This window comes from Paenibacillus sp. FSL F4-0243, from assembly GCF_037963295.1.
In the GTDB taxonomy this organism is placed as follows: Bacteria; Bacillota; Bacilli; order Paenibacillales; family Paenibacillaceae; genus Paenibacillus_AQ.
Window position 1 is genome coordinate 6,299,883 of sequence record NZ_CP150151.1, and the last position, 23,727, is coordinate 6,323,609.

26 protein-coding genes and 1 other annotated feature are annotated in these 23,727 nt (G+C 44.5%); all 26 genes read right to left on the minus strand.

Translation table 11 applies throughout. The annotated features are described in order from the left end of the window. Window positions 1-11 precede the first annotated feature (11 nt). Window positions 12-554 (minus strand): 50S ribosomal protein L5, encoded by a 543-nt coding sequence (gene rplE, locus NSS87_RS28015; RefSeq protein WP_042131222.1) that lies wholly within the window; start codon window positions 552-554, stop codon window positions 12-14. Between the two features lie 31 nt (window positions 555-585). Continuing rightward, entirely contained in the window at window positions 586-939 is a 354-nt protein-coding gene (gene rplX / locus NSS87_RS28020; RefSeq protein WP_076286851.1) for a 50S ribosomal protein L24, read from the minus strand. Between the two features lie 49 nt (window positions 940-988). Next, window positions 989-1,357 (minus strand): 50S ribosomal protein L14, encoded by a 369-nt coding sequence (rplN, locus tag NSS87_RS28025; RefSeq protein ID WP_036680556.1) that lies wholly within the window; start codon window positions 1,355-1,357, stop codon window positions 989-991. 38 nt (window positions 1,358-1,395) lie between these two features. Continuing rightward, a complete protein-coding gene (rpsQ, locus tag NSS87_RS28030) occupies window positions 1,396-1,662 on the minus strand; it encodes a 30S ribosomal protein S17 (protein WP_042131223.1) in 267 nt (88 codons plus the stop codon). Window positions 1,663-1,705: 43 nt separating this feature from the next. Beyond that, complete coding sequence (gene rpmC, locus NSS87_RS28035) at window positions 1,706-1,903, minus strand: 50S ribosomal protein L29 (RefSeq protein ID WP_019908232.1); 198 nt, start codon at window positions 1,901-1,903, stop codon at window positions 1,706-1,708. Then, window positions 1,893-2,327, minus strand: coding sequence for a 50S ribosomal protein L16 (gene rplP / locus NSS87_RS28040; RefSeq protein ID WP_042131224.1), 435 nt, complete (start codon window positions 2,325-2,327; stop codon window positions 1,893-1,895). The genes rpmC and rplP overlap by 11 nt, the downstream gene beginning before the upstream one ends. A 2-nt stretch (window positions 2,328-2,329) precedes the next feature. Continuing rightward, a complete protein-coding gene (rpsC, locus tag NSS87_RS28045) occupies window positions 2,330-2,995 on the minus strand; it encodes a 30S ribosomal protein S3 (protein ID WP_042192169.1) in 666 nt (221 codons plus the stop codon). Window positions 2,996-3,008: 13 nt separating this feature from the next. Further along, window positions 3,009-3,341, minus strand: coding sequence for a 50S ribosomal protein L22 (gene rplV, locus NSS87_RS28050; protein ID WP_036680546.1), 333 nt, complete (start codon window positions 3,339-3,341; stop codon window positions 3,009-3,011). 33 nt (window positions 3,342-3,374) lie between these two features. Then, window positions 3,375-3,653: a 30S ribosomal protein S19 gene (gene rpsS / locus NSS87_RS28055; protein WP_036652940.1), complete on the minus strand. Its 279-nt coding sequence runs from the start codon at window positions 3,651-3,653 to the stop codon at window positions 3,375-3,377. Between the two features lie 76 nt (window positions 3,654-3,729). Continuing rightward, the gene (gene rplB / locus NSS87_RS28060) at window positions 3,730-4,560 is read right to left on the minus strand and encodes a 50S ribosomal protein L2 (protein WP_042192171.1); all 831 of its coding nucleotides are present in this window, start codon (window positions 4,558-4,560) and stop codon (window positions 3,730-3,732) included. A 27-nt stretch (window positions 4,561-4,587) separates the two neighbouring features. After that, entirely contained in the window at window positions 4,588-4,881 is a 294-nt protein-coding gene (gene rplW, locus NSS87_RS28065) for a 50S ribosomal protein L23 (protein WP_036680537.1), read from the minus strand. Beyond that, complete coding sequence (rplD, locus tag NSS87_RS28070; protein ID WP_042192174.1) at window positions 4,881-5,504, minus strand: 50S ribosomal protein L4; 624 nt, start codon at window positions 5,502-5,504, stop codon at window positions 4,881-4,883. Before rplD ends, rplW begins: the two co-directional genes overlap by 1 nt. A 25-nt stretch (window positions 5,505-5,529) precedes the next feature. Continuing rightward, window positions 5,530-6,153 (minus strand): 50S ribosomal protein L3, encoded by a 624-nt coding sequence (gene rplC / locus NSS87_RS28075; protein WP_076286852.1) that lies wholly within the window; start codon window positions 6,151-6,153, stop codon window positions 5,530-5,532. Window positions 6,154-6,195: 42 nt separating this feature from the next. Then, window positions 6,196-6,504, minus strand: coding sequence for a 30S ribosomal protein S10 (gene rpsJ / locus NSS87_RS28080; protein WP_017692074.1), 309 nt, complete (start codon window positions 6,502-6,504; stop codon window positions 6,196-6,198). A gap of 226 nt (window positions 6,505-6,730) precedes the next feature. After that, a complete protein-coding gene (locus tag NSS87_RS28085) occupies window positions 6,731-8,080 on the minus strand; it encodes a globin-coupled sensor protein (RefSeq protein WP_339243636.1) in 1,350 nt (449 codons plus the stop codon). Window positions 8,081-8,339: 259 nt separating this feature from the next. Beyond that, window positions 8,340-9,530, minus strand: a complete 1,191-nt coding sequence (tuf, locus tag NSS87_RS28090; RefSeq protein WP_042192178.1) for an elongation factor Tu — start codon at window positions 9,528-9,530, stop codon at window positions 8,340-8,342. A 109-nt stretch (window positions 9,531-9,639) separates the two neighbouring features. Then, window positions 9,640-11,718 (minus strand): elongation factor G, encoded by a 2,079-nt coding sequence (fusA, locus tag NSS87_RS28095; protein ID WP_042192180.1) that lies wholly within the window; start codon window positions 11,716-11,718, stop codon window positions 9,640-9,642. A 47-nt stretch (window positions 11,719-11,765) separates the two neighbouring features. Next, the gene (gene rpsG, locus NSS87_RS28100; RefSeq protein ID WP_036680520.1) at window positions 11,766-12,236 is read right to left on the minus strand and encodes a 30S ribosomal protein S7; all 471 of its coding nucleotides are present in this window, start codon (window positions 12,234-12,236) and stop codon (window positions 11,766-11,768) included. Between the two features lie 44 nt (window positions 12,237-12,280). After that, window positions 12,281-12,700, minus strand: coding sequence for a 30S ribosomal protein S12 (gene rpsL / locus NSS87_RS28105; protein WP_036680518.1), 420 nt, complete (start codon window positions 12,698-12,700; stop codon window positions 12,281-12,283). 133 nt (window positions 12,701-12,833) lie between these two features. Beyond that, a complete protein-coding gene (locus NSS87_RS28110; protein WP_042131229.1) occupies window positions 12,834-13,085 on the minus strand; it encodes a ribosomal L7Ae/L30e/S12e/Gadd45 family protein in 252 nt (83 codons plus the stop codon). A gap of 179 nt (window positions 13,086-13,264) precedes the next feature. After that, window positions 13,265-16,876 (minus strand): DNA-directed RNA polymerase subunit beta', encoded by a 3,612-nt coding sequence (gene rpoC, locus NSS87_RS28115; RefSeq protein WP_042192182.1) that lies wholly within the window; start codon window positions 16,874-16,876, stop codon window positions 13,265-13,267. 114 nt (window positions 16,877-16,990) lie between these two features. Further along, on the minus strand, window positions 16,991-20,536 hold the full coding sequence (gene rpoB, locus NSS87_RS28120; RefSeq protein ID WP_042131231.1) for a DNA-directed RNA polymerase subunit beta: 3,546 nt from the start codon (window positions 20,534-20,536) through the stop codon (window positions 16,991-16,993). Window positions 20,537-20,959: 423 nt separating this feature from the next. Continuing rightward, a complete protein-coding gene (locus tag NSS87_RS28125; RefSeq protein WP_042192184.1) occupies window positions 20,960-21,559 on the minus strand; it encodes a class I SAM-dependent methyltransferase in 600 nt (199 codons plus the stop codon). 211 nt (window positions 21,560-21,770) lie between these two features. Further along, window positions 21,771-22,130: a 50S ribosomal protein L7/L12 gene (gene rplL / locus NSS87_RS28130; RefSeq protein WP_036680508.1), complete on the minus strand. Its 360-nt coding sequence runs from the start codon at window positions 22,128-22,130 to the stop codon at window positions 21,771-21,773. Between the two features lie 66 nt (window positions 22,131-22,196). After that, complete coding sequence (rplJ, locus tag NSS87_RS28135) at window positions 22,197-22,700, minus strand: 50S ribosomal protein L10 (protein ID WP_042192187.1); 504 nt, start codon at window positions 22,698-22,700, stop codon at window positions 22,197-22,199. Between the two features lie 64 nt (window positions 22,701-22,764). Continuing rightward, window positions 22,765-22,917 (minus strand) — a sequence feature (ribosomal protein L10 leader region). A gap of 67 nt (window positions 22,918-22,984) precedes the next feature. After that, a complete protein-coding gene (gene rplA, locus NSS87_RS28140; protein ID WP_036680504.1) occupies window positions 22,985-23,677 on the minus strand; it encodes a 50S ribosomal protein L1 in 693 nt (230 codons plus the stop codon). Between the last annotated feature and the right edge of the window lie 50 nt (window positions 23,678-23,727).

Sequence of the window (23,727 nt, forward strand, 5' to 3'; positions counted from 1 at the left end):
ATTAACCGACTTTATTTTGCGAAAGGCATTCCCAGCTGACCCAGCAGCTCGCGGGATTCCTCGTCCGTCTTAGCAGTCGTTACAATAACGATGTCCATACCGCGGACTTTATCCACTTTGTCATATTCGATCTCGGGGAAGATCAATTGTTCTTTAAGACCAAGTGTGTAGTTACCACGGCCGTCAAAGGCTTTAGTGGAAACACCACGGAAGTCACGTACGCGTGGAAGCGTTACGTTGAACAATTTGTCCAAGAAGTAATACATACGCTCGCCGCGCAGTGTTACTTTAACCCCAATCGGCATATTTTCGCGTAGTTTGAAACCAGCGATGGATTTTTTAGCTTTAGTGATTACTGGTTTTTGACCAGCGATCAACTGCATGTCATTAACTGCAGCATCAAGTACTTTGGAGTTTTGAACAGCGTCACCCACACCCATGTTGATGACAACCTTCTCGATCTTAGGCACTTGCATAACAGTTGTATAGTTAAACTTCTGCATCAAAGCAGGTGTTATTTCGTTGAGATAACGTTCTTTCATTCTTGCTGCCATGAAGATTTAACCTCCTTTCTTAAGGGCTAGATTAGTCGATAATCTCTCCGGATCTTTTAGCAATCCGAACTTTTTTACCGTTGTCCAATACTTTGTAACCGATACGTGTTACTTTGCCGGACTTCGGATCGATGTGCATTACGTTGGACACATGAATCGAAGCTTCCTGCTCAATAATTCCACCCTGTGGATTCAGCTGGTTCGGCTTTTGGTGTTTTTTCACCATATTGACGCCTTCTACCAGAACGCGGTTTTCACGAGGATAAGCAGCGATGACACGGCCTTTTTTGCCTTTGTCTTTACCACTAATCACAAGCACCACATCATCTTTCTTCACGTGCAGTTTATTGTTATGGGATTCCAGAACTTTTTTCACTCTAGGCATTTATTACACCTCCTATAACTAACCTTCAACTTATTGGTGCTCGTGTTTATTAGATTACTTCCGGTGCCAAGGAAACGATCTTCATGTAGTCTTTATCGCGAAGTTCGCGAGCAACTGGTCCAAAGATACGTGTTCCACGAGGGCTTCTGTCGTCTTTAACAACAACAGCTGCATTTTCGTCGAATGCGATGTAAGATCCATCTTTACGACGAACGGAACGTTTCGTACGAACAACTACCGCTCTAACAACATCACCTTTTTTGACAACGCCGCCTGGTGTTGCTTGTTTAACGGAACAAACGATCAAATCACCGATTGCTGCTGTACGGCGTCCAGTACCACCCAGTACGCGGATACACATCAGTTCCTTCGCACCAGAGTTGTCAGCCACATGCAAGCGTGTAAATGGTTGAATCATTATAATTTCCTCCTTCCGGAAAAACTCTTTTGATTATCTTAGATGATAACCGCTTTTTCAACCACTTCAACTAGTCTCCAACGTTTGTCCTTGGACAACGGACGAGTTTCCATGACTTTTACGGTATCGCCAATTTTCGCAACGTTTTCCTCATCATGTGCTTTGAATTTCTTCGTAGACTTGATGCGTTTGTGGTACAAGTTATGTTTCTTATAGGTTTCAACAGCGACTACGATGGTTTTATCCATTTTATCACTGACCACTTTACCGATTAGCACTTTACGTGCATTACGTTCTTCGCTCATTAGTTAGCCTCCTTCCTGAATACGGATCTGAGATCCGTCTCACTTAACTAATCCCAAGCACTCTTTGATGGATTACGGTTTTAGCACGAGCTATTTCCTTACGCACGTCACGAATCCGAGTCGGGTTGTCCAGTTGGCCAGTTGCCAATTGGAAACGGAGATTAAAAAGTTCCTCTTTGAATCCAGCGATCTTTTGTTCAATCTCAGCAGTGGTTAAGTTGCGAAGTTCATTAGCTTTCATTTGCTTCACCACCCAATTCTTCACGTTTCACAAACTTAGTCTTAACAGGCAGCTTGTGAGCGGCAAGACGCATCGCTTCACGAGCGATTTCTTCCGACACGCCTCCGAGTTCGAACATAATCTTGCCCGGTTTAACTACGGCTACCCATTTCTCAACGTTACCTTTACCACTACCCATACGAACCTCGAGAGGCTTTTGAGTAATAGGCTTATCTGGGAAAATCTTGATCCAAACTTGACCGCCACGTTTGATATAACGTGTCATTGCGATACGAGCAGCTTCGATCTGACGGTTAGTGATCCAAGATGGTTCCATTGCAACCAGGCCGAATTCGCCGAAGTTCAATTCAGTACCACCCTTTGCCATACCCTTCATGTGTCCGCGTTGTTGCTTGCGGTGTTTTACGCGTTTTGGTACCAACATGATTAGTTGCCTCCTTCCTGAGCAGCTTGTTTCTTAGCTGGGGGAAGAACTTCTCCACGGTAAATCCATACTTTTACGCCGATAAGACCGTAAGTTGTATGTGCTTCAGCCGTTCCGTAATCGATATCGGCACGAAGCGTATGAAGTGGAACTGTTCCTTCGCTATAACCTTCTGAACGAGCAATCTCAGCTCCGCCAAGACGTCCGCCTACTTGAGTTTTAATCCCTTTTGCGCCAGAACGCATTGTTCTTTGAATCGCTTGTTTGAGTGCACGACGGAACGATACACGACGTTCCAATTGTTGAGCAATGCTCTCAGCTACAAGAATTGCATCCAATTCAGGGTGCTTGATTTCATTGATGTTGATGTGTACTTTTTTGCCACCAGCGATTGCTGTAACTGCGCTGCGAAGTACTTCTACTTCTGCTCCGCCCTTACCAATAACCATACCTGGTTTAGCAGTGTGAATTGTAACGTTCACGCGGTTAGCCGCTCTTTCGATCTCGATATGGGAAACAGCGGAATCCTTCAACTTACCTTTAAGGTATTCCCGGATTTTGACGTCTTCCATCAGAAGAGTACCGAAATCTTTTCCTGCATACCATTTAGATTCCCAATCGCGAATGATCCCGATCCGGAGTCCGATTGGATTTACCTTTTGACCCACGTATTATCCCTCCTTATTTCTCAGATACCACCAGTGTAATGTGGCTCGTGCGTTTATTGATCCGACTTGCGCGGCCCATGGCGCGCGGACGGAAACGTTTCATAGTAGGTCCTTGGTTAACGAAAACCTCGCTAACGAACAAACTGTTCACGTCCAAAGAATAGTTATGCTCAGCATTCGCAATTGCCGAATTAAGCAACTTCTCAACGACCGGAGAAGCGGATTTCGGAGTGTGGCGAAGAATAGCAATTGCTTCCCCCACTTGCTTACCACGAATCAAGTCAACAACCAGTTTCGCTTTACGAGCGGAAATCCGCACCGATCTTGCATGTGCTTTTGCTTCCATTGTTTAACCTCCTTTCAAACAGAGACCTTATTATTATCTTCTTGTTTTCTTATCGTCACCCGCGTGGCCTTTGTAAGTACGTGTTGGCGCGAACTCGCCCAACTTGTGACCTACCATATCTTCTGTTACGTATACAGGCACGTGTTTACGGCCGTCATATACACCAAACGTATGTCCGATAAACTGAGGGAAAATGGTTGAGCGACGGGACCAAGTTTTAACTACAACCTTTTTTTCAGCCTCGTTCAGTTCCTCAACTTTTTTAAGCAGGTAGCCATCGATAAACGGCCCCTTCTTTAAACTGCGACCCATGTGTGAATCCTCCCTTCATCCGGTTCTTCAAACCGCGAATCGACGCTTCGCGCTTTATTAACTTGCCAGAAGCGTCTTATTTTGTGCGGCGGCGAACGATATATTTATCAGATGCCTTGTTTTTCTTACGCGTTTTGTAACCAAGGGTTGGTTTACCCCATGGAGACATAGGCGATTTACGTCCGATTGGAGCGCGGCCTTCACCACCACCGTGTGGGTGATCGTTCGGGTTCATTACTACACCGCGTACTTCAGGGCGACGGCCCAGCCAGCGACTACGTCCAGCTTTACCGATTTTGATCAATTCATGATCTTCGTTACCTACGGAACCGATAGTTGCACGGCATACGCTAAGGATCTTACGAACCTCACCGGATGACAAACGAACGGAACAGTATTTTTCTTCTTTACCAAGCAATTGAGCTTCTGTACCAGCAGCACGAACCAATTGTCCGCCTTTACCTGGTTTCAACTCAATGTTGTGGATAACTGTACCCACTGGGATGTTCTCCAGCGCAAGACTGTTACCAATTTTGATGTCGGCTGTTGGGCCGGACTCTACTTTATCCCCAACTTTTAGGCCTTTAGGAGCGATGATATAACGTTTCTCTCCATCAGCATAGTGGATCAAAGCAATATTAGATGTACGGTTCGGGTCATACTCGATTGTAGCAACGCTACCTGGTATGCCGTCTTTAGTCCGTTTGAAGTCGATAATACGGTATTTACGTTTGTGTCCGCCGCCATGGTGACGAACCGTAATTTTACCTTGGTTGTTGCGTCCCGCATGTTTGAACAGCGGAGAAAGCAACGATTTCTCTGGCTGGTTTGTTGTGATTTCTTCAAACGTAGACACAGACATATGGCGTCTTGCCGGAGAGGTCGGTTTGTACTTTTTGATTGGCACTATAGTTTCCTCCTTACTTTAAGAGTATTATTCTACCGCTTCAAAAAATTCAAGCGGTTTGCTGTCCGGGCTAAGCTTAACGATGGCTTTTTTCCACTCTGGAGTGTAACCAGAATATTTACCATAACGTTTCAGTTTGCCAGGCACGCGCATTGTGTTCACATTAGTTACTTTTACTTTGAAAATAGCCTCGACAGCTTTTTTGATTTCGGTTTTGTTAGCACGGATATCCACTTCAAAAGCGTATTTCATTTCGCTCATGTAGTCGGAAGTACGTTCCGTAATCACCGGACGTTTGATAATATCACGAGGATCTTTCATTACGCGAACACCTCCTCTACCTTCAGAACTGCTTCTTTAGTGATGATCAGTTTGTCGTACGTCAGTACGTCAAGAACATTAATGCCGTCAGCCGCTACGAATTTCACCCCAGGGATGTTACGAGCGGAAAGTGCTACGTTATCATCATAGCTAGTAGCTACGATCAAAGCTTTGCGTTCCACTTTCAGGTTGTTCAAGATTGCTGCGAATTCTTTCGTCTTCGGAGCATTCATTGTCAAGCTATCCAATACGATAATGTCATTCTCGAGTACTTTCGAGGACAAAGCGGATTTGATCGCCAAACGACGAACCTTCTTAGGCAATTTCCAGGAATAGCTACGTGGTGTTGGTCCGAAGACAACGCCGCCGCCTTTCCATTGTGGAGAACGAATGGATCCTTGACGAGCGCGACCTGTACCTTTTTGTTTCCAAGGCTTACGTCCACCGCCACGAACTTCAGAACGTCCTTTTACTTTGTGTGTACCACGACGAAGGGAAGCTCTTTGCATAAGCGCAGCTTCGTGTAGAACGTGCTCATTCGGTTCAATACCGAATACTGTATCGCTAAGTTCTACTTCACCAACTTCGTTGCCACTAATATTAAAAAGTGTTACTTTTGGCATTTCATGTTCCTCCTTTCTTAGGTAATTATTTCTTAACGGTTTGTTTAACTTTCACGAAGCTGTTTTTAGGACCTGGGATAGCGCCTTTAACCAGCAATACGTTACGCTCAACGTCAACCTTGATGATTTCAAGCTTTTGAACCGTGATAGTCGTGTGACCCATATGTCCTGGGAGGCGTTTGCCCTTCGGAACACGGTTAGCTTGGATAGAACCCATGGAACCCGGTCTTCTGTGGTAACGCGATCCGTGTGCCATTGGTCCGCGGCTTTGTCCCCAACGTTTGATGTTACCTTGGAAACCTTTACCTTTAGATGTGCCAGTTACGTCAACAAATTCGCCCTCAGCAAAAATATCAGCCTTCAGTTCTTGTCCAACCTCGAGAGACCCGAGGTCAACACCGCGAATTTCACGAACGTAGCGCTTAGGTGTTGCATTTGCCTTTTTGGCGTGACCTTGTTCAGGCTTATTGGAGCGACTTTCTTTTTTATCAGAAAAGCCCAATTGCACTGCTTCATATCCGTCGATATTCAGGTCTTTCTTTTGCAGTACTACACAAGGTCCTGCTTCGATAACAGTAACAGGAATTACGTTACCTTCTGGAGTAAACACTTGAGTCATACCGAGTTTTTTTCCTAAGATACCTTTCAATGTTGACACCTCTTTTCTTTTCCTAAGTTGTTAAAAATAGAATTACAATTTGATTTCGATATCTACACCGGACGGTAGATCCAAGCGCATCAAGGCATCCACAGTTTGTGGTGTTGGGTTCACAATATCGATCAAACGTTTGTGAGTCCGTTGTTCAAACTGTTCACGGGAATCCTTGTACTTGTGTACCGCACGGAGAATAGTAATGATTTGCTTCTCAGTTGGCAACGGAATCGGTCCAGATACACCAGCACCCGAACGTTTTGCAGTTTCAACGATTTTCTCTGCGGATTGATCAAGAATTCTGTGGTCGTATGCTTTCAAGCGAATACGAATTTTTTGCTTTGCCATTTTAGTCCCTCCTTCTATCGCCCAATTTATTATCGGACATACTCCGTGAAAATTTTCTGACGTCGACCTCATGGCAAAGGGGCCGGGTGTGTCAGTAACCTCTCACATCATCGCAACGTCTCAGAACAACATTTATTATTATATATAATAGGCAGCAGTATTGCAAGCTAAAATAACAAAACAACGCATATTTTTTTCATGCGTTGCTTTATTACTATTATATAGGTTAAAGATTCTCAGTGGCAGACTTAAAAATCTCAGCTGACTCCGCAGTCTGTGCTGTTGCTGACCCAATTCCCTCTATTGTCTGAATCAATGTTCTTATTTCTTCTTCTACTATAACAATTTCTTGTGTGCTACTCTTCATCGCCTCTACAATTTCGGAAAACAAAAGACTAGTCTCAACGGATTGATGTTTCCCACTTTTGGTTAGCTCTTGTACCTTACGTATCTCCTCAACGACTTGTTGTGTGAGACTTCCCGATTTATAAGTCAGCTCTACGATCTGAAATACAGTATTCTTCGTATCCTCTGCCAACCGACTAACTTCTTGAGCAACTACACTAAACCCTCTACCATGCACTCCGGCTCTAGCGGCTTCTATCGTTGCATTAAGTGAAAGAATTTTAGTTTGATCTGCAATATCTTTAACTGAGTTTACGATTTTTTGAATTTGTTTAGAGGAATTGCTTAATTCGTGGACTGAATGTTCCATTTCACTAGTACTTTGATAAATAAGATTAATCTGTCCTGTTAAGTTATCCAAATGCTCATGTCCATCTGTAGCCAACCCCTGCGACTCTACAGCGGATGTAGCTGTACGTTGGAATGTTCTACTCACTTCATTGCTACTTGCTACTAGCTGCTTCACAGCGGCATTTGTGTCGATACTAAAATCTATTAACTCGCTGCTGAATTCAGCAATTTTCTGCTTTAATTCATTTTTAACCAAAAGGTATTGCTGTTCCTTCTCTTTGACGTTCTCCTTCTCGTATTCCTCCAGGACAAGTTGTTGTTCAAGGTTAAGCAGCTTAGTTACGGTCTTAACTACATGTAGACGTGTATTGTCATCATGTGTCTCATTGTAGATAACTTGTATAAAAACGTTCTGAAGATTTTGAAAAGCGGATAAGTACCATTTAGGCTCAAGTCCTACTCTTTTATGAATATTAGCAATCTTCATTCGCTTTGCTATGTATTCTTCATCTACTTTGCCATCAAAAATTTCAATGATATGCTCGCGGAGTGTTGTTTTCAACCTCTCGATACTACTATGCTCCAATATAATGGCTTCGAGTTTATCCACACCTAATACCGAATTATAAAATTGATCAATTATATAGTCTATATTCTTTTCAACGCTAGGCTTCACCCTACGTAATAAGTTCAAATCTGATTCAGATAGATCAATCATTCTCATTTGCTCATTGAGTTCGTCATAACCCTCAAGAGTATGAAAAAAATCTTCAGTACGCTTAATCTGGTGTTTATTTTCTATTAAATTAGGGGTGTGAGAATCCTCATTATTATTACGTGATGTTATAGCATGCATGAATGAAAAAGGACATTTTCCCATGTTATCACTCTCCCCTTAATTACTATTTTTTTACAATATTACCTTCCTTTCATTTTACTCTATGATTATTAAAATTGTAAACAATTTATCGTTGAATTTTGTTGAATTTTGTAGAATTATTCGAAATTTCATACTTATTTTATCGTTTATTGTCGAATTAAAGAAGGTTTATCCTATAAAATAACAAAAAGCCCCGGATTCTCCGCAAGAAGAATCCGGGGCACTATGATTCAGAGTCTACCCGCAGATAGAAACGAATTTATTTTTGGATGGAAGCTACGCTACCTGCTCCAACTGTACGTCCACCTTCGCGAATGGAGAATTTAGTACCTTCTTCAATAGCGATAGGGGAGATCAAAGCAACAGTTACAGTGATGTTGTCACCAGGCATAACCATTTCAGTACCTTCTGGCAAGTTGATGATGCCAGTTACGTCAGTTGTACGGAAGTAGAACTGTGGACGGTAACCAGTGAAGAATGGTTTGTGACGTCCGCCTTCTTCTTTAGTCAAAACGTAGATTTGAGCAGTGAACTCAGTGTGTGGTTTAACAGAGTTCGGTTTAGCCAATACTTGGCCACGCTCGATCATAGTACGGTCTACACCACGAAGCAAAGCTCCGATGTTGTCGCCCGCTTGAGCGGAATCCAGCAATTTACGGAACATTTCTACGCCCGTAACTACGGATTTCTTAGTTTCTTCGTGAATACCAACGATTTCGATTTCTTCTCCGACTTTAACTGTTCCGCGTTCTACGCGACCAGTTGCCACAGTACCGCGGCCAGTGATGGAGAATACATCTTCGACAGGCATCAAGAATGGTTTGTCAGTTTGACGCTCTGGAAGTGGAATGTACTCGTCGATTGTTTCGAACATTTCAACAATCTTCTTAGCATATTCGCCTTCTGGGTTTTGAAGAGCTTCACGAGCAGAACCACGAATGATTGGAGTGTCGTCGCCTGGGAAGTCATACTCGCTCAGCAAGTCACGAACTTCCATTTCAACCAATTCCAACAACTCTTCGTCTTCAACCATGTCGCATTTGTTCAAGAAAACAACGATGTATGGAACACCTACTTGACGGGACAACAGGATGTGCTCGCGAGTTTGTGGCATAGGGCCATCAGCTGCGGATACAACCAGGATAGCTCCGTCCATTTGCGCTGCGCCTGTGATCATGTTTTTAACATAGTCGGCGTGACCAGGGCAGTCTACGTGAGCGTAGTGACGGTTAGGAGTTTCATATTCAACGTGGGAAGTGGAGATTGTGATACCACGTTCGCGCTCTTCAGGAGCTTTGTCGATTTGATCGAATGCGATAGCTGCGCCACCGTAAGTTTTGGACAATACAGTAGTGATTGCAGCAGTCAGAGTCGTTTTACCATGGTCGACGTGACCAATAGTACCGATGTTAACGTGCGGTTTGTTACGTTCAAACTTTGCCTTTGCCATTTGAACAGTTCCTCCTTAATGTGGGGTTCCTTATATTTGAGCCGCCCGCATATATGTTTATCTTAGATGACTGAGTAATTATACTCGGACGGCAAGTTAAAACTAGTAATTATTCTCCGCCTTTGTTCTTAGCAGCGATCTCTTCCGCAATGGATTTAGGAACTTCTTCATAGTGAGAAAGCTCCATTGAGAATACGCCACGTCCTTGAGTACCAGAACGAAGAGTTGTAGAGTATCCGAACATTTCGGAAAGAGGCACCTTAGCACGGATAATTTGCGCTCCACCACGGGAATCCATACCTTCGATACGGCCACGGCGGGAGTTCAGCATACCCATAACATCACCCATATATTCCTCAGGAACAGTTACTTCTACTTTCATGATTGGCTCAAGCAGGACAGGTTTACACTTGTCTTTAGCTGCTTTAAGCGCCATCGATCCGGCAATTTTAAATGCCATTTCGTTGGAATCGACATCATGGTAAGATCCATCAACGATGGTAGCTTTAACGTCTACAAGCGGGAAGCCTGCAAGTACGCCGTTTTTCATTTGTTCTTCGATACCCGCAAGTGCAGGAGCGATGTACTCTCTAGGAACCGAGCCACCGACAACTTTACTTTCGAATTTGCTACCAGTACCTGGCTCGAGGGGTTCAAATTCAACCCACACGTGACCGTATTGACCACGACCACCAGATTGGCGTACAAATTTACCTTCGACGCGAGCAGGTGCCTTGAACGTTTCGCGGTAAGCAACCTGTGGTTTACCCACATTGGTTTCTACTTTGAACTCACGACGCATACGGTCGATGATGATGTCCAAGTGAAGTTCACCCATACCAGCCAGGATAGTTTGGCCTGTTTCTTCATCAGTATGAGCACGAAGAGTTGGATCCTCTTCAGTCAACTTACCGAGAGCAACGCCCAATTTATCTTGGTCAGCTTTTGTTTTTGGTTCAACAGCGATTTCGATAACTGGATCAGGGAAGTTCATTGATTCCAGAATTACTGGATGCTTCTCATCACACAGTGTATCACCTGTACTGGTGTCTTTCAAACCAACTGCTGCAGCGATGTCGCCAGAATACACGATGGAAATCTCTTGACGGCTGTTAGCATGCATTTGAAGGATACGACCAATACGTTCACGCTTGTTCTTAGTAGCATTAACTACGTAAGATCCGGACTCTAGAATACCAGAGTATACACGGAAGAACGTAAGTTTACCTACATAAGGGTCAGTCATGATTTTAAATGCCAAAGCTGCAAACGGTTCTTCATCCGAAGAATGACGAACTGCTTCAGTTCCATCATCAAGATGTCCAGTGATAGCTGGAACGTCAAGAGGAGATGGCAAGTAATCAACAACAGCATCCAGCATAAGCTGAATCCCTTTGTTACGGTAGGAGGATCCAACAATTACAGGGAACAATTTAACTTCAACTACGCCTTTGCGCAGTGCAGCTTTAATTTCCGGAACTGTAATTTCTTCGCCTTCCAGGTACTTCATAGTCAGATCTTCATCAAGTTCAGCAACTTTCTCGATCAACTCGAGACGCAGCTCCTCAACTTTGGCCAAATATTCTTCCGGAATATCCGTTACTTCGATGTTTTGGCCTAGATCATCTCTGAACATGTGTGCTTTTTGCTCAACGAGGTCGATAATACCAGTGAAATCACTTTCTGCACCAATTGGCAATTGAATAGCAACTGCATTGGCTTGAAGGCGATCACGCATAGTTTCGATTACGTTAAGGAAATCCGCACCGATAATGTCCATTTTGTTCACATATGCAATACGTGGAACGTTATAACGGTCAGCCTGTCTCCATACGGTTTCAGACTGAGGCTCAACGCCCTCTTTTGCACTAAATACACCTACTGCCCCATCCAATACACGCAGGGAACGTTCAACTTCAACAGTGAAGTCAACGTGTCCTGGGGTATCAATGATATTGATGCGGTGACCTTTCCACGCAGCAGTCGTAGCAGCGGACGTAATCGTAATTCCGCGCTCTTGTTCTTGCTCCATCCAGTCCATCGTAGCAGCACCCTCGTGAACTTCACCGATTTTGTGCGTACGGCCTGTATAGAAAAGAATCCGCTCTGTGGTAGTTGTTTTACCAGCATCAATATGTGCCATGATCCCGATATTACGTGTATTTTTTAAGGAGAACTCTCTAGCCATGAAATGGATCTCCCTTCAAAATATAAGTTATTTGAATGACCTTAATCCTACCAACGGTAGTGAGCGAACGCTTTGTTTGCTTCAGCCATTTTGTGTGTATCTTCGCGTTTCTTAACAGAAGCGCCTGTGTTGTTGGAAGCGTCGATGATCTCAGCCGCCAAACGCTCTTCCATCGTCTTCTCACCGCGGTTGCGAGAGTAGTTTACGAGCCAACGTAATCCCAGAGCAGTACGTCTCTCTGGTTTAACCTCGATAGGTACTTGATAGTTAGCACCACCGACACGACGAGCTTTGACTTCCAAAACCGGCATGATATTCTTGATGGCAGCTTCGAAAACTTCCATCGGATCTTTACCCGTACGTTCTTCAATCAACTTGAATGAATTGTACAGAATGCTTTGAGCGACACCTCTTTTACCACCCAGCATAATGCGGTTAATCAAACGAGTAACCAACTTGCTATTATACAACGGATCTGGCAATACGTCTCTCTTAGTAACTGGACCTTTGCGTGGCATGGATATCCCCCTTTCTTAAATGTTTATTATTCTAGAATTTTTTCTTATTTCTTAGCTTTAGGACGTTTAGCACCGTATTTAGAACGAGCTTGCATCCGGTTAGCTACACCTGCTGTATCCAATGCACCACGAACGATATGGTAACGAACCCCTGCAAGGTCCTTTACTTTACCTCCGCGAAGTAATACAACACTGTGCTCTTGTAAGTTATGTCCGATACCCGGGATATAAGCTGTTACCTCGAGACGGTTCGTCAAACGAACACGGGCATATTTACGAAGCGCTGAGTTTGGTTTACGTGGAGTCATAGTACCAACACGAGTGCACACACCGCGTTTTTGCGGAGCGCTCAAATTTGTAGCCTCACGCTTGAGGGCGTTATACCCTTTTTGAAGAGCGGGAGATTTAGATTTTTCGATTTTGGCTTGACGGCCTTTACGAACCAATTGGTTAATTGTTGGCATGTTGTTGCCACCCCCTTCCTGAAATGATAGCCGATTTAAGAACTCTAAGCCCACAGACCCAGGCGGTTCATAAAAAGACAAATGAAAAGTTCTTGCCGCTGGAGTTCACCCCAGTACAAAAACATTTCCGTAGCTATTGTTTTAAGACGGCTGCCATCGCAGCGCCAACTTCTATTCCGCAGGCCTTGCCCAAATTCAGCATCGTATCCACGTATGTGATCTTAACACCTTGTTTGTTACAAAGCATAACTATCCTGGAAGTAAGCCTTTGATCTCCGTCCTCTGCCACATAGACTTCTGCAGCTTGGCCCAACTCTACCGCCTTGACGGTTTGTTTGGTACCGATCTTGACCTGAGCATCCTGTAGTCCTCTATCATCAGTCATAATCATTACCTCCAATGAACAAGGATAACATGGCTACTCACGCACCTTAGACATTTTAGCATTATCAATAGATGGTGTCAAGAAATTCAGCAATAATTTTTATGAATATTATACACAGCAGATATTCGTGTCACACCTATGATTAGGTATGACACGAGTTCACTACCATGTTTGCTAATTTATTCAGCAGGAACCGGCTCTAAAGATTCAAGCGCGCTTTCTGCATTTGGATCACTTAGCTTAACATTACGGTAACGATTCATACCAGTACCTGCAGGAATCAACTTACCGATAATAACATTTTCTTTGAGTCCAAGCAACTTATCTACTTTGCCTTTGATAGCAGCGTCTGTTAAGACACGAGTAGTTTCTTGGAAAGATGCAGCGGATAAGAAGGAATCTGTCTCAAGAGATGCCTTGGTAATACCGAGTAAGACCGGTTTAGCAACTGCAGGCTCTTTACCTGACAAGATGGCTTCCTTATTAGCAGCTTCATATTCATGAATATCCGCAAACGCGCCTGGTAACAGACTTGTGTCACCTGCATCAATGATACGGATCTTCCGAAGCATTTGTTTGATCATAACTTCAATGTGCTTATCATTGATCTCAACGCCCTGGTTACGATATACACGCTGAACTTCTTGCAGAATGTAGTTTTGTACCCCACGGATCCCTTTGATTCGCAGCATTTCTTTAGGGTCAATCGAACCGTCTGTCAACTCATCGCCGGCTTCAATTTCTTGGCCTTCGCTGACACGTAGACGTGATCCATAAGTAATGGAATAAGTCTTGGATTCTGCTTCACCTTGAACTTCGATTTCACGACGATCCTTAGTTTCACGGATTTCCTTGATTACACCATCGATCTCACTGATTGTAGCCTGACCTTTAGGGTTACGGGCCTCAAACAACTCTTGAATACGCGGCAAACCTTGCGTGATGTCATCACCGGCAACACCGCCGGTATGGAACGTACGCATTGTAAGCTGGGTTCCTGGTTCACCGATAGATTGTGCAGCGATAATACCAACCGCTTCACCGATCTCAACGTGTTTACCAGTTGCCAAGTTACGACCGTAACATTTCTTACAAACACCATGACGAGCACGGCAGCTTAGTACAGAGCGGATTTGTAGCTTAGTTACACCAGCGTCTACGATTGCTTCCGCTTTATCGGAGTCAATCAAATCGTTGCGGTGAACAATGATTTCGCCTGTTTCTGGATGACGAACAGTCTCGAAGCAGTAACGACCTTCAATACGGTCATACAGATCCTCAATAACCTCTTTACCATCCTGAATACGACTAACTGTAAATCCTTTATCCGTTCCACAATCTTCCTCACGGACGATAACGTCCTGAGCTACGTCAACGAGACGACGAGTCAAGTAACCGGAGTCTGCAGTACGAAGTGCGGTATCGGCAAGACCTTTACGCGCTCCGTGAGTGGAGATAAAGTACTCCAAGACCGTAAGACCTTCACGGAAGTTCGCTTTAATTGGCAATTCGAAAATCCGACCCGAAGGTGTTGCCATCAGACCACGCATACCACCCAGCTGAGTGATCTGCGATTTGTTACCCCGCGCTTTGGAGTCAACCATGAGCATGATTGAGTTGAAACGGTCCATCGATTTAAGCAGGATGTTCGTAAGATCATCCTTCGTCTTCGACCAGATCTCAATAACGCGGTCGTACCGTTCGTCATTAGTGATCAGACCACGGCGATATTGGTTAGCAACCACATCTACCTTAGCTTCGGACTCTTTCAGGATCGTAACTTTCTCCTCAGGCACGATAACATCCGACACAGCAACGGTAACACCGGAACGTGTGGAGTAAGTAAAGCCGAGTTGTTTAATTTTATCCAAAATCATAGAGGTTTTGGTTGTATGATAAGTTTCAAAACAACGTGCGATAATCAGACCCAGATATTCTTTACCTACAGCGCTGGCTTCAGGAGCGGATTCAATCAGCTCGCGAATATCTGCGCCTTTTTCATAGATAAAGTATTTCTCTGGCGTGCCATGCAGCAAGTTAGTCTTAGTCGCTTCATTGATATAAGGGAAACTACTTGGGTAAATTTCATTAAATATAATCTTACCGATCGTAGTAATCAACATTGCGCCTTGTTGTTTTTCCGTAAAGCAAGTCTTACCTAGTGCTTTAACTGGAATAGCTACACGAGCATGAAGACCTGCAGTTCCGCGTTGGTAAGCTGATACAGCTTCATTTACGGTACGCAGAATCATACCTGATCCTTTTTCTTCCTTGTTGTCCATGGTCAGGTAGAAAGTACCAAGGACCATATCCTGGGAAGGTGTTACAACCGGTTTTCCGTCTTTAGGGTTCAAGATATTACCGGATGCAAGCATGAGAATACGTGCTTCCGCTTGAGCTTCTGCTGACAGAGGAACGTGCACCGCCATTTGGTCACCGTCAAAGTCGGCGTTATAAGCCGTACATACGAGTGGGTGAAGACGAATAGCATGACCTTCCACCAAAATCGGTTCAAAAGCTTGGATACCGAGACGGTGAAGTGTTGGTGCGCGGTTTAGAAGTACTGGGTGCTCTCTGATTACTTCTTCAAGTACATCCCATACTTCAGGACTTACACGCTCAACTTTACGTTTTGCGCTCTTTATGTTGTGGGCTAGGCCCTTATTAACCAATTCCTTCATGACAAAAGGCTTGAACAATTCTAGCGCCATTTTCTTAGGAAGTCCGCACTGATACATCTTGAGGTACGGTCCTACAACGATAACGGAACGACCAGAGTAGTCAACCCGTTTACCGAGCAAGTTCTGACGGAAACGTCCTTGTTTACCTTTCAGCATGTGGCTGAGAGATTTCAATGGACGGTTACCAGGACCCGTTACCGGACGTCCTCTACGGCCGTTATCGATGAGAGCATCGACAGCTTCCTGTAGCATCCGTTTCTCGTTCTGCACGATAATGTCAGGTGCACCAAGATCCAGCAGTCTTTTCAGACGGTTGTTCCGGTTAATAACACGACGATAAAGATCGTTCAAATCAGACGTAGCAAAACGGCCACCATCCAATTGAACCATCGGACGAAGCTCCGGAGGAATAACCGGAAGAACATCCATGATCATCCAATCAGGTTTGTTGCCTGAGTTACGGAATGCTTCAATGACTTCCAGACGTTTGATCGCCCGGTTACGACGTTGGCCTTGGGCCGTACGCAGTTCTTCTTTGAGGAATTCCAGCTCTTTTTCGATGTCGATGTCTTGAAGAAGCTTCTTAACAGCTTCAGCACCCATGCCCGCTTGGAATCCGTAACCGTATTTTTCACGGTAGCTACGATATTCTTTCTCGGATAGAAGTTGTTTCTTTTCCAGTGGTGTTTCACCTGGGTCAGTTACAACATACGAAGCGAAGTAGATAATCTCTTCAAGTGATCTTGGAGACATATCTAGTGCCAAACCCATACGGCTTGGGATACCTTTGAAGTACCAGATATGAGATACCGGAGCAGCCAATTCAATGTGACCCATACGTTCACGACGAACTTTAGCACGAGTAACTTCAACGCCACAACGGTCGCAGACTACGCCCTTATAACGGACACGTTTGTATTTACCGCAATGACATTCCCAGTCTTTTTGCGGTCCAAAGATACGCTCACAGAAAAGACCCTCTTTTTCCGGTTTCAATGTACGATAGTTAATGGTTTCCGGTTTCTTAACTTCTCCGCGGGACCATGAACGAATCTTCTCCGGAGAAGCGAGTCCGATTTTCATAAATTCAAAATTGTTAACGTCCAACAAGGAGCAACCCTCCTTAACCTAATCCTGATTTAGTACCGCTTTGCCCTCCTCTGACTGTTACATCAAAAGAGGGCGCGGTCCTTTATAAAATGGAACTCAAAAGCTCCAACGTGATTATTCTACTCCGACTTCTGCGCCTTCTAAATTGAGGCTCAGCTTGTCGCCTGACGTCTCGTCCTCATCGTCCAATTCTCTCATTTCAATTTCCTGCTCGTCACCGCTAAGAATTTTAACATCCATACCCAGGGACTGCAGTTCTTTGATCAATACCTTGAACGACTCAGGAACACCTGGTTCCGGTACATTTTCACCTTTGACAATGGATTCGTACGTCTTCACGCGACCAACCACGTCATCGGATTTTACAGTCAAAATTTCTTGCAATGTATATGCAGCACCGTAAGCTTCAAGCGCCCACACTTCCATCTCCCCGAAACGCTGTCCACCAAACTGAGCTTTACCACCCAGTGGCTGTTGCGTAACTAGTGAGTAAGGTCCTGTTGAACGGGCGTGAATCTTATCATCAACCATGTGCGCCAGTTTGATCATATGCATGACGCCGACAGTAACTTCACGTTCGAAGCGTTCACCTGTACGACCATCGTACAATACAGTCTTACCATTACGCTGCATGCCAGCTTCTTCCATCGTATCAAATACGTCGTACTCACGTGCTCCGTCGAATACCGGCGTTGCAATGTGAATTCCCAGACGCAATGCGGCCATACCAATATGGACCTCAAGCACCTGTCCGATGTTCATACGAGAAGGAACGCCTAGAGGGTTAAGAACAACCTGTACTGGCGTACCGTCCGGAAGGAACGGCATATCTTCTTCTGGCAGGATACGAGCAACGACACCCTTGTTACCGTGACGTCCGGCCATTTTGTCACCTTCAGAAATCTTACGTTTCTGAGCGATGTACACACGAACCAATTGATTCACGCCAGGAGGCAGCTCATCGCCGTTCTCACGTGTAAATACTTTAACGTCAACGATAATACCATCACTACCGTGAGGAACGCGTAAAGAGGTATCCCGTACTTCACGAGCCTTCTCACCAAAGATAGCGTGTAGGAGACGCTCTTCTGCAGTCAATTCAGTTACACCCTTAGGAGTAACCTTACCAACTAGAATGTCACCAGCACTGATTTCCGCACCGATGCGGATAATTCCACGCTCATCAAGATTGCGCAGAGCTTCTTCGCCCACGTTTGGAATATCACGTGTGATTTCTTCAGGTCCCAGTTTAGTGTCACGAGCTTCGGATTCGTATTCCTCGATATGAATCGAAGTGTATACATCTTCCTTAACTAGCTTTTCACTTAACAGGATCGCATCCTCGTAGTTGTAACCTTCCCAAGTCATGAACGCAACGACTACGTTACGACCAAGAGCAAGTTCGCCCATTTCTGTAGAAGGACCGTCCGCCAGGATGTCACCCTTCTTAACAATATCCCCTCTTTTAGCTAGAGGACGTTGGTTAATACAGGTACCTTGGTTAGAACGCATAAATTTGTGTAATTTATATTTAACGATATCGCCTTTAACTTCTTTGCCTTCGACAGTTTCAACCCGGCGCAGCCAAATTTCATTAGCTGAAGAGCGTTCGATAATACCGTCATATTTAGAAACAACACATACGCCAGAATCCTTAGCGGATTTATGTTCCATCCCTGTTCCGACGAGCGGAGCTTTAGGAATTAGAAGCGGAACGGCTTGACGCTGCATGTTAGATCCCATCAGAGCGCGGTTGGAGTCATCGTTCTCAAGGAACGGAATGAGCGCCGTAGCGACGGATACGACCTGTTTAGGTGAAACATCCATGTAATCTACACGATTACTTGGCATTGTTGTAATGTTGTCAGAGTCTTTATTGTAACGAACGATTACCATGTCTTCCTTAAAGGAGCCATCTTCATCGATCAATACGTTAGCCTGAGCAACTACATAATTATCTTCCTCATCAGCAGTCAGATAATCGATTTGTTCAGTTACCTTACCTGTCTTTGGATCTACCCAACGATACGGAGCTTCGATAAAGCCGTATTCGTTGATACGAGCAAAGGTGGACAAGGAGTTGATCAATCCAATGTTCGGACCTTCCGGTGTTTCAATTGGACACATCCGGCCGTAGTGACTGTGATGGACGTCACGAACTTCAAAGCCCGCGCGTTCACGTGTCAAACCACCGGGTCCGAGTGCAGACAGACGACGTTTATGCGTAAGTTCCGCAAGTGGGTTCGTCTGGTCCATAAACTGAGACAGCTGGGAGCTACCGAAGAACTCTTTAATGGACGCGATAACCGGACGAATATTGATCAGAGCTTGAGGCGTAATTGCATTAGCATCCTGAATCGACATTCTTTCACGCACAACGCGCTCCATACGGGACAAACCGATACGGAACTGATTCTGCAGAAGTTCACCCACAGAACGTAGACGACGGTTACCCAGATGATCAATATCATCGGTATTACCAATTCCGTGAAGCAAATTAATAAAGTAGCTGATCGAGGATATAATATCAGCTTGAGTAATGTGCTTAACAGACTTGTCGATGTTGCCGTTAGCGATCAGCTTAATAACCCGACCTTCTTCAATTGGCGAGAATACGTCAATCGTTTGAAGAGGAATATCTTCGCTGTCCATAACTCCACCAGTAACACGGTAGTTCTTAAAGGCAACATTCTTTTCGAAGTAAGGAATCAATTCATCAAGTAGTCTGCGATCGACCATTTGACCGGACTCAGCCAGGATTTCTCCTGTAGCTTCGTCAACCAAAGGCTGAGCAAGACGTTGATTGAAAAGACGGTTCTTAATGTGTAGCTTTTTATTGATTTTGTAACGGCCTACATTAGCTAGGTCGTAGCGTTTTGGATCAAAGAAACGCGCGACCAGCAAACTTTTGGCATTGTCTAGTGTCGGCGGTTCGCCCGGACGCAAACGCTCATAAATTTCAATAAGCGCCTTCTCCGTGGAGTCCGTGTTGTCTTTATCCAGCGTATTGCGAATATATTCATCATTGCCAAGCAATTCCAGAATTTCGGCATCACTACCGAAACCGAGAGCACGCAAAAGTACGGTAACAGGAATTTTACGAGTCCGATCGATACGAACATACATAATATCCTTAGCGTCGGTCTCAAGTTCCAACCAGGCTCCGCGGTTCGGGATTACTGTGGCGGTGTAGGTTTTTTTGCCGTTCTTATCCACTTTTGTGCTGAAATAGACGCTTGGAGAGCGAACCAACTGGCTGACAATAACCCGTTCCGCACCGTTAATAATAAAAGTGCCGGTCTCCGTCATCAGCGGGAAATCTCCCATGAACACTTCCTGCTCTTTGACCTCACCGGTCTCCTTATTAATGAGCCGCACCTTTACACGCAGAGGAGCCGCATACGTCACGTCCCGCTCTTTAGCGTCGTCAACCGTATATTTTGGTTCACCCAGGCTGTAATCAATGAACTCTAGTACCAAATTACCTGTGAAATCCTGGATCGGCGAGATGTCCTGAAACATTTCCCGCAATCCTTCCTCCAAAAACCAATCATAAGATTTTTGTTGGATCTCGATCAGGTTCGGGACCTCGAGTACCTCGTTAATTCTCGCATAGCTCCGCCGAGTGCGTCGACCATACTGAACAAGATGTCCTGCCAACTTTACTCACCCCTCATGTCTACTCACTTAAAAATTGATTGCGAACCCTTGTTTGGAACCGTATAATGGAACCATACTACAAGGATTCAGTCATAAATAAAAGAAAAGCCCTTATCGAAATCTTCGAAAAAAGAGCGCACTTATCCATGACCAAAATACTCCTTATCCAGTAGATTTGCCCAAAACGTACATATTATACGTTACCAAGCAACAGTTTATGCGCTATTATCTATTACCGCGTAACACTCGCTACGCCAGAGCATAGAGAACCAATTCGCAAAAAACTTGCCGTACGGCTTGCGCTAGCCGGCGACAATATATCGCTTGACATTTTCAGCAAACTAAAGACATGGAGCCTATCTTAATACTGACATTTTATAATAATACCATTATCACTATCACATGTCAATAACCTATTGATTTTTATTTTTGAGCTTTAATAATACGATAACCTTTATCTTTGCCCACTTCTTCTACATTTGAGAACAAGCTTTCAAGTTTAGCTACCGCTGATGGAGCGCCCTGCTTCTTCTGAATAACAATCCACAGAAATCCACCCTCATTTAAATGCTCATAAGCTTCTTCAAAAATCTGATGCACTACAGCTTTTCCTGCACGTATCGGAGGATTGGTAAGAATCACATCGAACTTTTGTTGTTCATTCAATGCGCCGAGCACATCGCTTTCCATTACCGTAACATTCCGGATTCCATTGTGCTGGGCATTTTCACGCGCAAGTTCTACCGCACGACTATTAATATCAATCATCGTAACTTGCCCTTTGGGGGCTAGGTATGCTGCACTTATACCTATCGGTCCATATCCGCAGCCCACATCAAGCACTGCCGAACCGTCCGGAATATCCATAGCTTCAATGAGAACTCGACTACCGTAATCGATGTCTCCTTTAGAGAACACACCCGCATCACTTGTGAAGCGAAAGCTTTTGCCTCTTAGAACGGTGTCGATGGTGCGTCTGTCATGACGCACTTCCGGTTGCTGCGAATAATAATGTTGCGACATCTCTATCCTCCCTTTCCTTTATGTTAATAGTTTGTATTCACACAACCCTACTAACTCTATCAAGCATAAACGCCTCTGATGTCCTTATAAGGACGGTAAGCGTTCAAGCGAGAAATATAAAGATAAAGTATAATGTGAAACTTATACTTTCTTATATTTTTATAAAATAAACCCCTTGAACAAGTTCAAGGGGTTTTCAGTATAGAAGGAATTACTTCACTTCTACAGCTGCGCCTGCTTCTTCCAATTTTGCTTTAGTAGCTTCGGCTTCGTCTTTGCTTACTTTTTCTTTGATTGCTTTTGGTGCGTTGTCTACAAGGTCTTTAGCTTCTTTCAAACCAAGGCCTGTGATTTCGCGAACGATTTTGATAACGTTGATTTTGGAAGCGCCAGCGCCTGTCAAAATTACGTCAAATTCGGATTGCTCTTCAGCTACTGCTGCTACCGCACCGCCAGCTGCTACTGGAGCTGCTGCTGTTACGCCGAATTCTTCTTCAATTGCTTTAACCAGGTCGTTCAGTTCCAATACGCTCATGCCTTTAATTGCTTCCAAGATTGCTTCTTTACTCATGATTGAACCTCCATTTATAATTTAAATTTGTTTGTGGTATTGATTTATGCTGCAAGAGCCAAAGGCTTACGCGCTTTGTTCTTCTTTTTCAGCAACAGCTTTAACTGCAAGCGCAAAGTTGCGCATTGGAGCTTGAAGTACGCTAAGCAGCATGGACAGCAAACCATCGCGGGATGGAAGCTCAGCCAGTGCTTTCAATTGGTCCGCGTCGATGACACGTCCTTCTACTACGCCGCCTTTCAATTTCAAAGCGTCGTTTTTCTTGGCGAAATCGTTCAAAATTTTAGCTGGAGCTACTGCATCAGTTGTGCTGAATGCGATAGCTGTTGGACCAGTCAAAACTTCATCCAACTCAGTCAACTCAGCCGCAGCAGTTGCGCGACGTAGCAATGTGTTCTTCAGGACTTGAAACTCAACGCCAGCTTCACGAAGTTGCTTACGCAGTTCAGTCACTTGGGAAACGTTCAATCCACGATAGTCCGCTACAACAGTCGAAAGACTGTTTTGCAGTTTCGCAGTAACAACGTCAACCGCATCCTGTTTTGCTTGAATTACTTTTGCATTTGCCAATGTATACACCTCCTGAAAATTTATGTGTCGGCGTCCTTTCCAAGGAAAGCATCACCGCTCCTACGCAGGCATTAGAAAAGCCTCCGCAGAATCACGAAGGCTTGATAAAACGAAAGTTATACGAGCGAGCTCGTTACTTCTTGTTTCTATCACAACACCTCGGTAGGGAATTAAGCACTAAGGCACCTACTGTCTACGGTAAGCATATTCAAGGTTAAGATTGATACCTTAAGTTTAACAACTGTTATAGATTATCAAAATTGACCCAAAGAGTCAACCCTTATTTATCTGAAGACGGTTGTGTTCACACGAGCGCTAGGACCCATTGTGGAAGAAATCGAGATGCCTTTAAGGTATACACCTTTAGCAGCAGCTGGTTTCGCACGGTTCAAAGCGTCGATAAGAGCTTTAAGGTTATCGTTCAATTGTGCAGCATCAAAGGACACTTTGCCGATTGGCGCGTGAATTTGACCTGCTTTGTCAAGACGATATTCGATTTTACCGGCTTTGATTTCTTGCACAGCCTTGGAAACATCGAATGTAACTGTGCCAGCTTTAGGGTTAGGCATAAGACCTTTACCACCAAGCAGACGACCCAGTTTACCGACTTCACTCATCATATCAGGTGTAGCTACGCAGACATCAAATTCAAACCAGCCTTGTTGAATTTTGTTGATCATGTCTTGATCACCAACAAAATCCGCGCCAGCAGCTTCTGCCTCTTTCGCTTTTTCACCTTTTGCAAATACAAGCACGCGTTGTGTTTTACCAGTGCCGTGAGGCAGGACAACAACACCACGAACTGCTTGGTCTTGTTTACGCGGGTCTACACCCAGACGAACTGCTGCTTCAACGGTTTCGTCGAATTTTGCAGTCGCTGCCTTTTTCACAAGCTCTACAGCTTCTGAAGGCTCGTAAGTTGCTTCGCTGTTGATCAGCTTAGCAGCTTCTTGGTATTTCTTACCATGTTTAGCCATGAAAATGTTCCTCCTTTGTGGTGTTAGCGGAAATTCCTCCCACATACTTG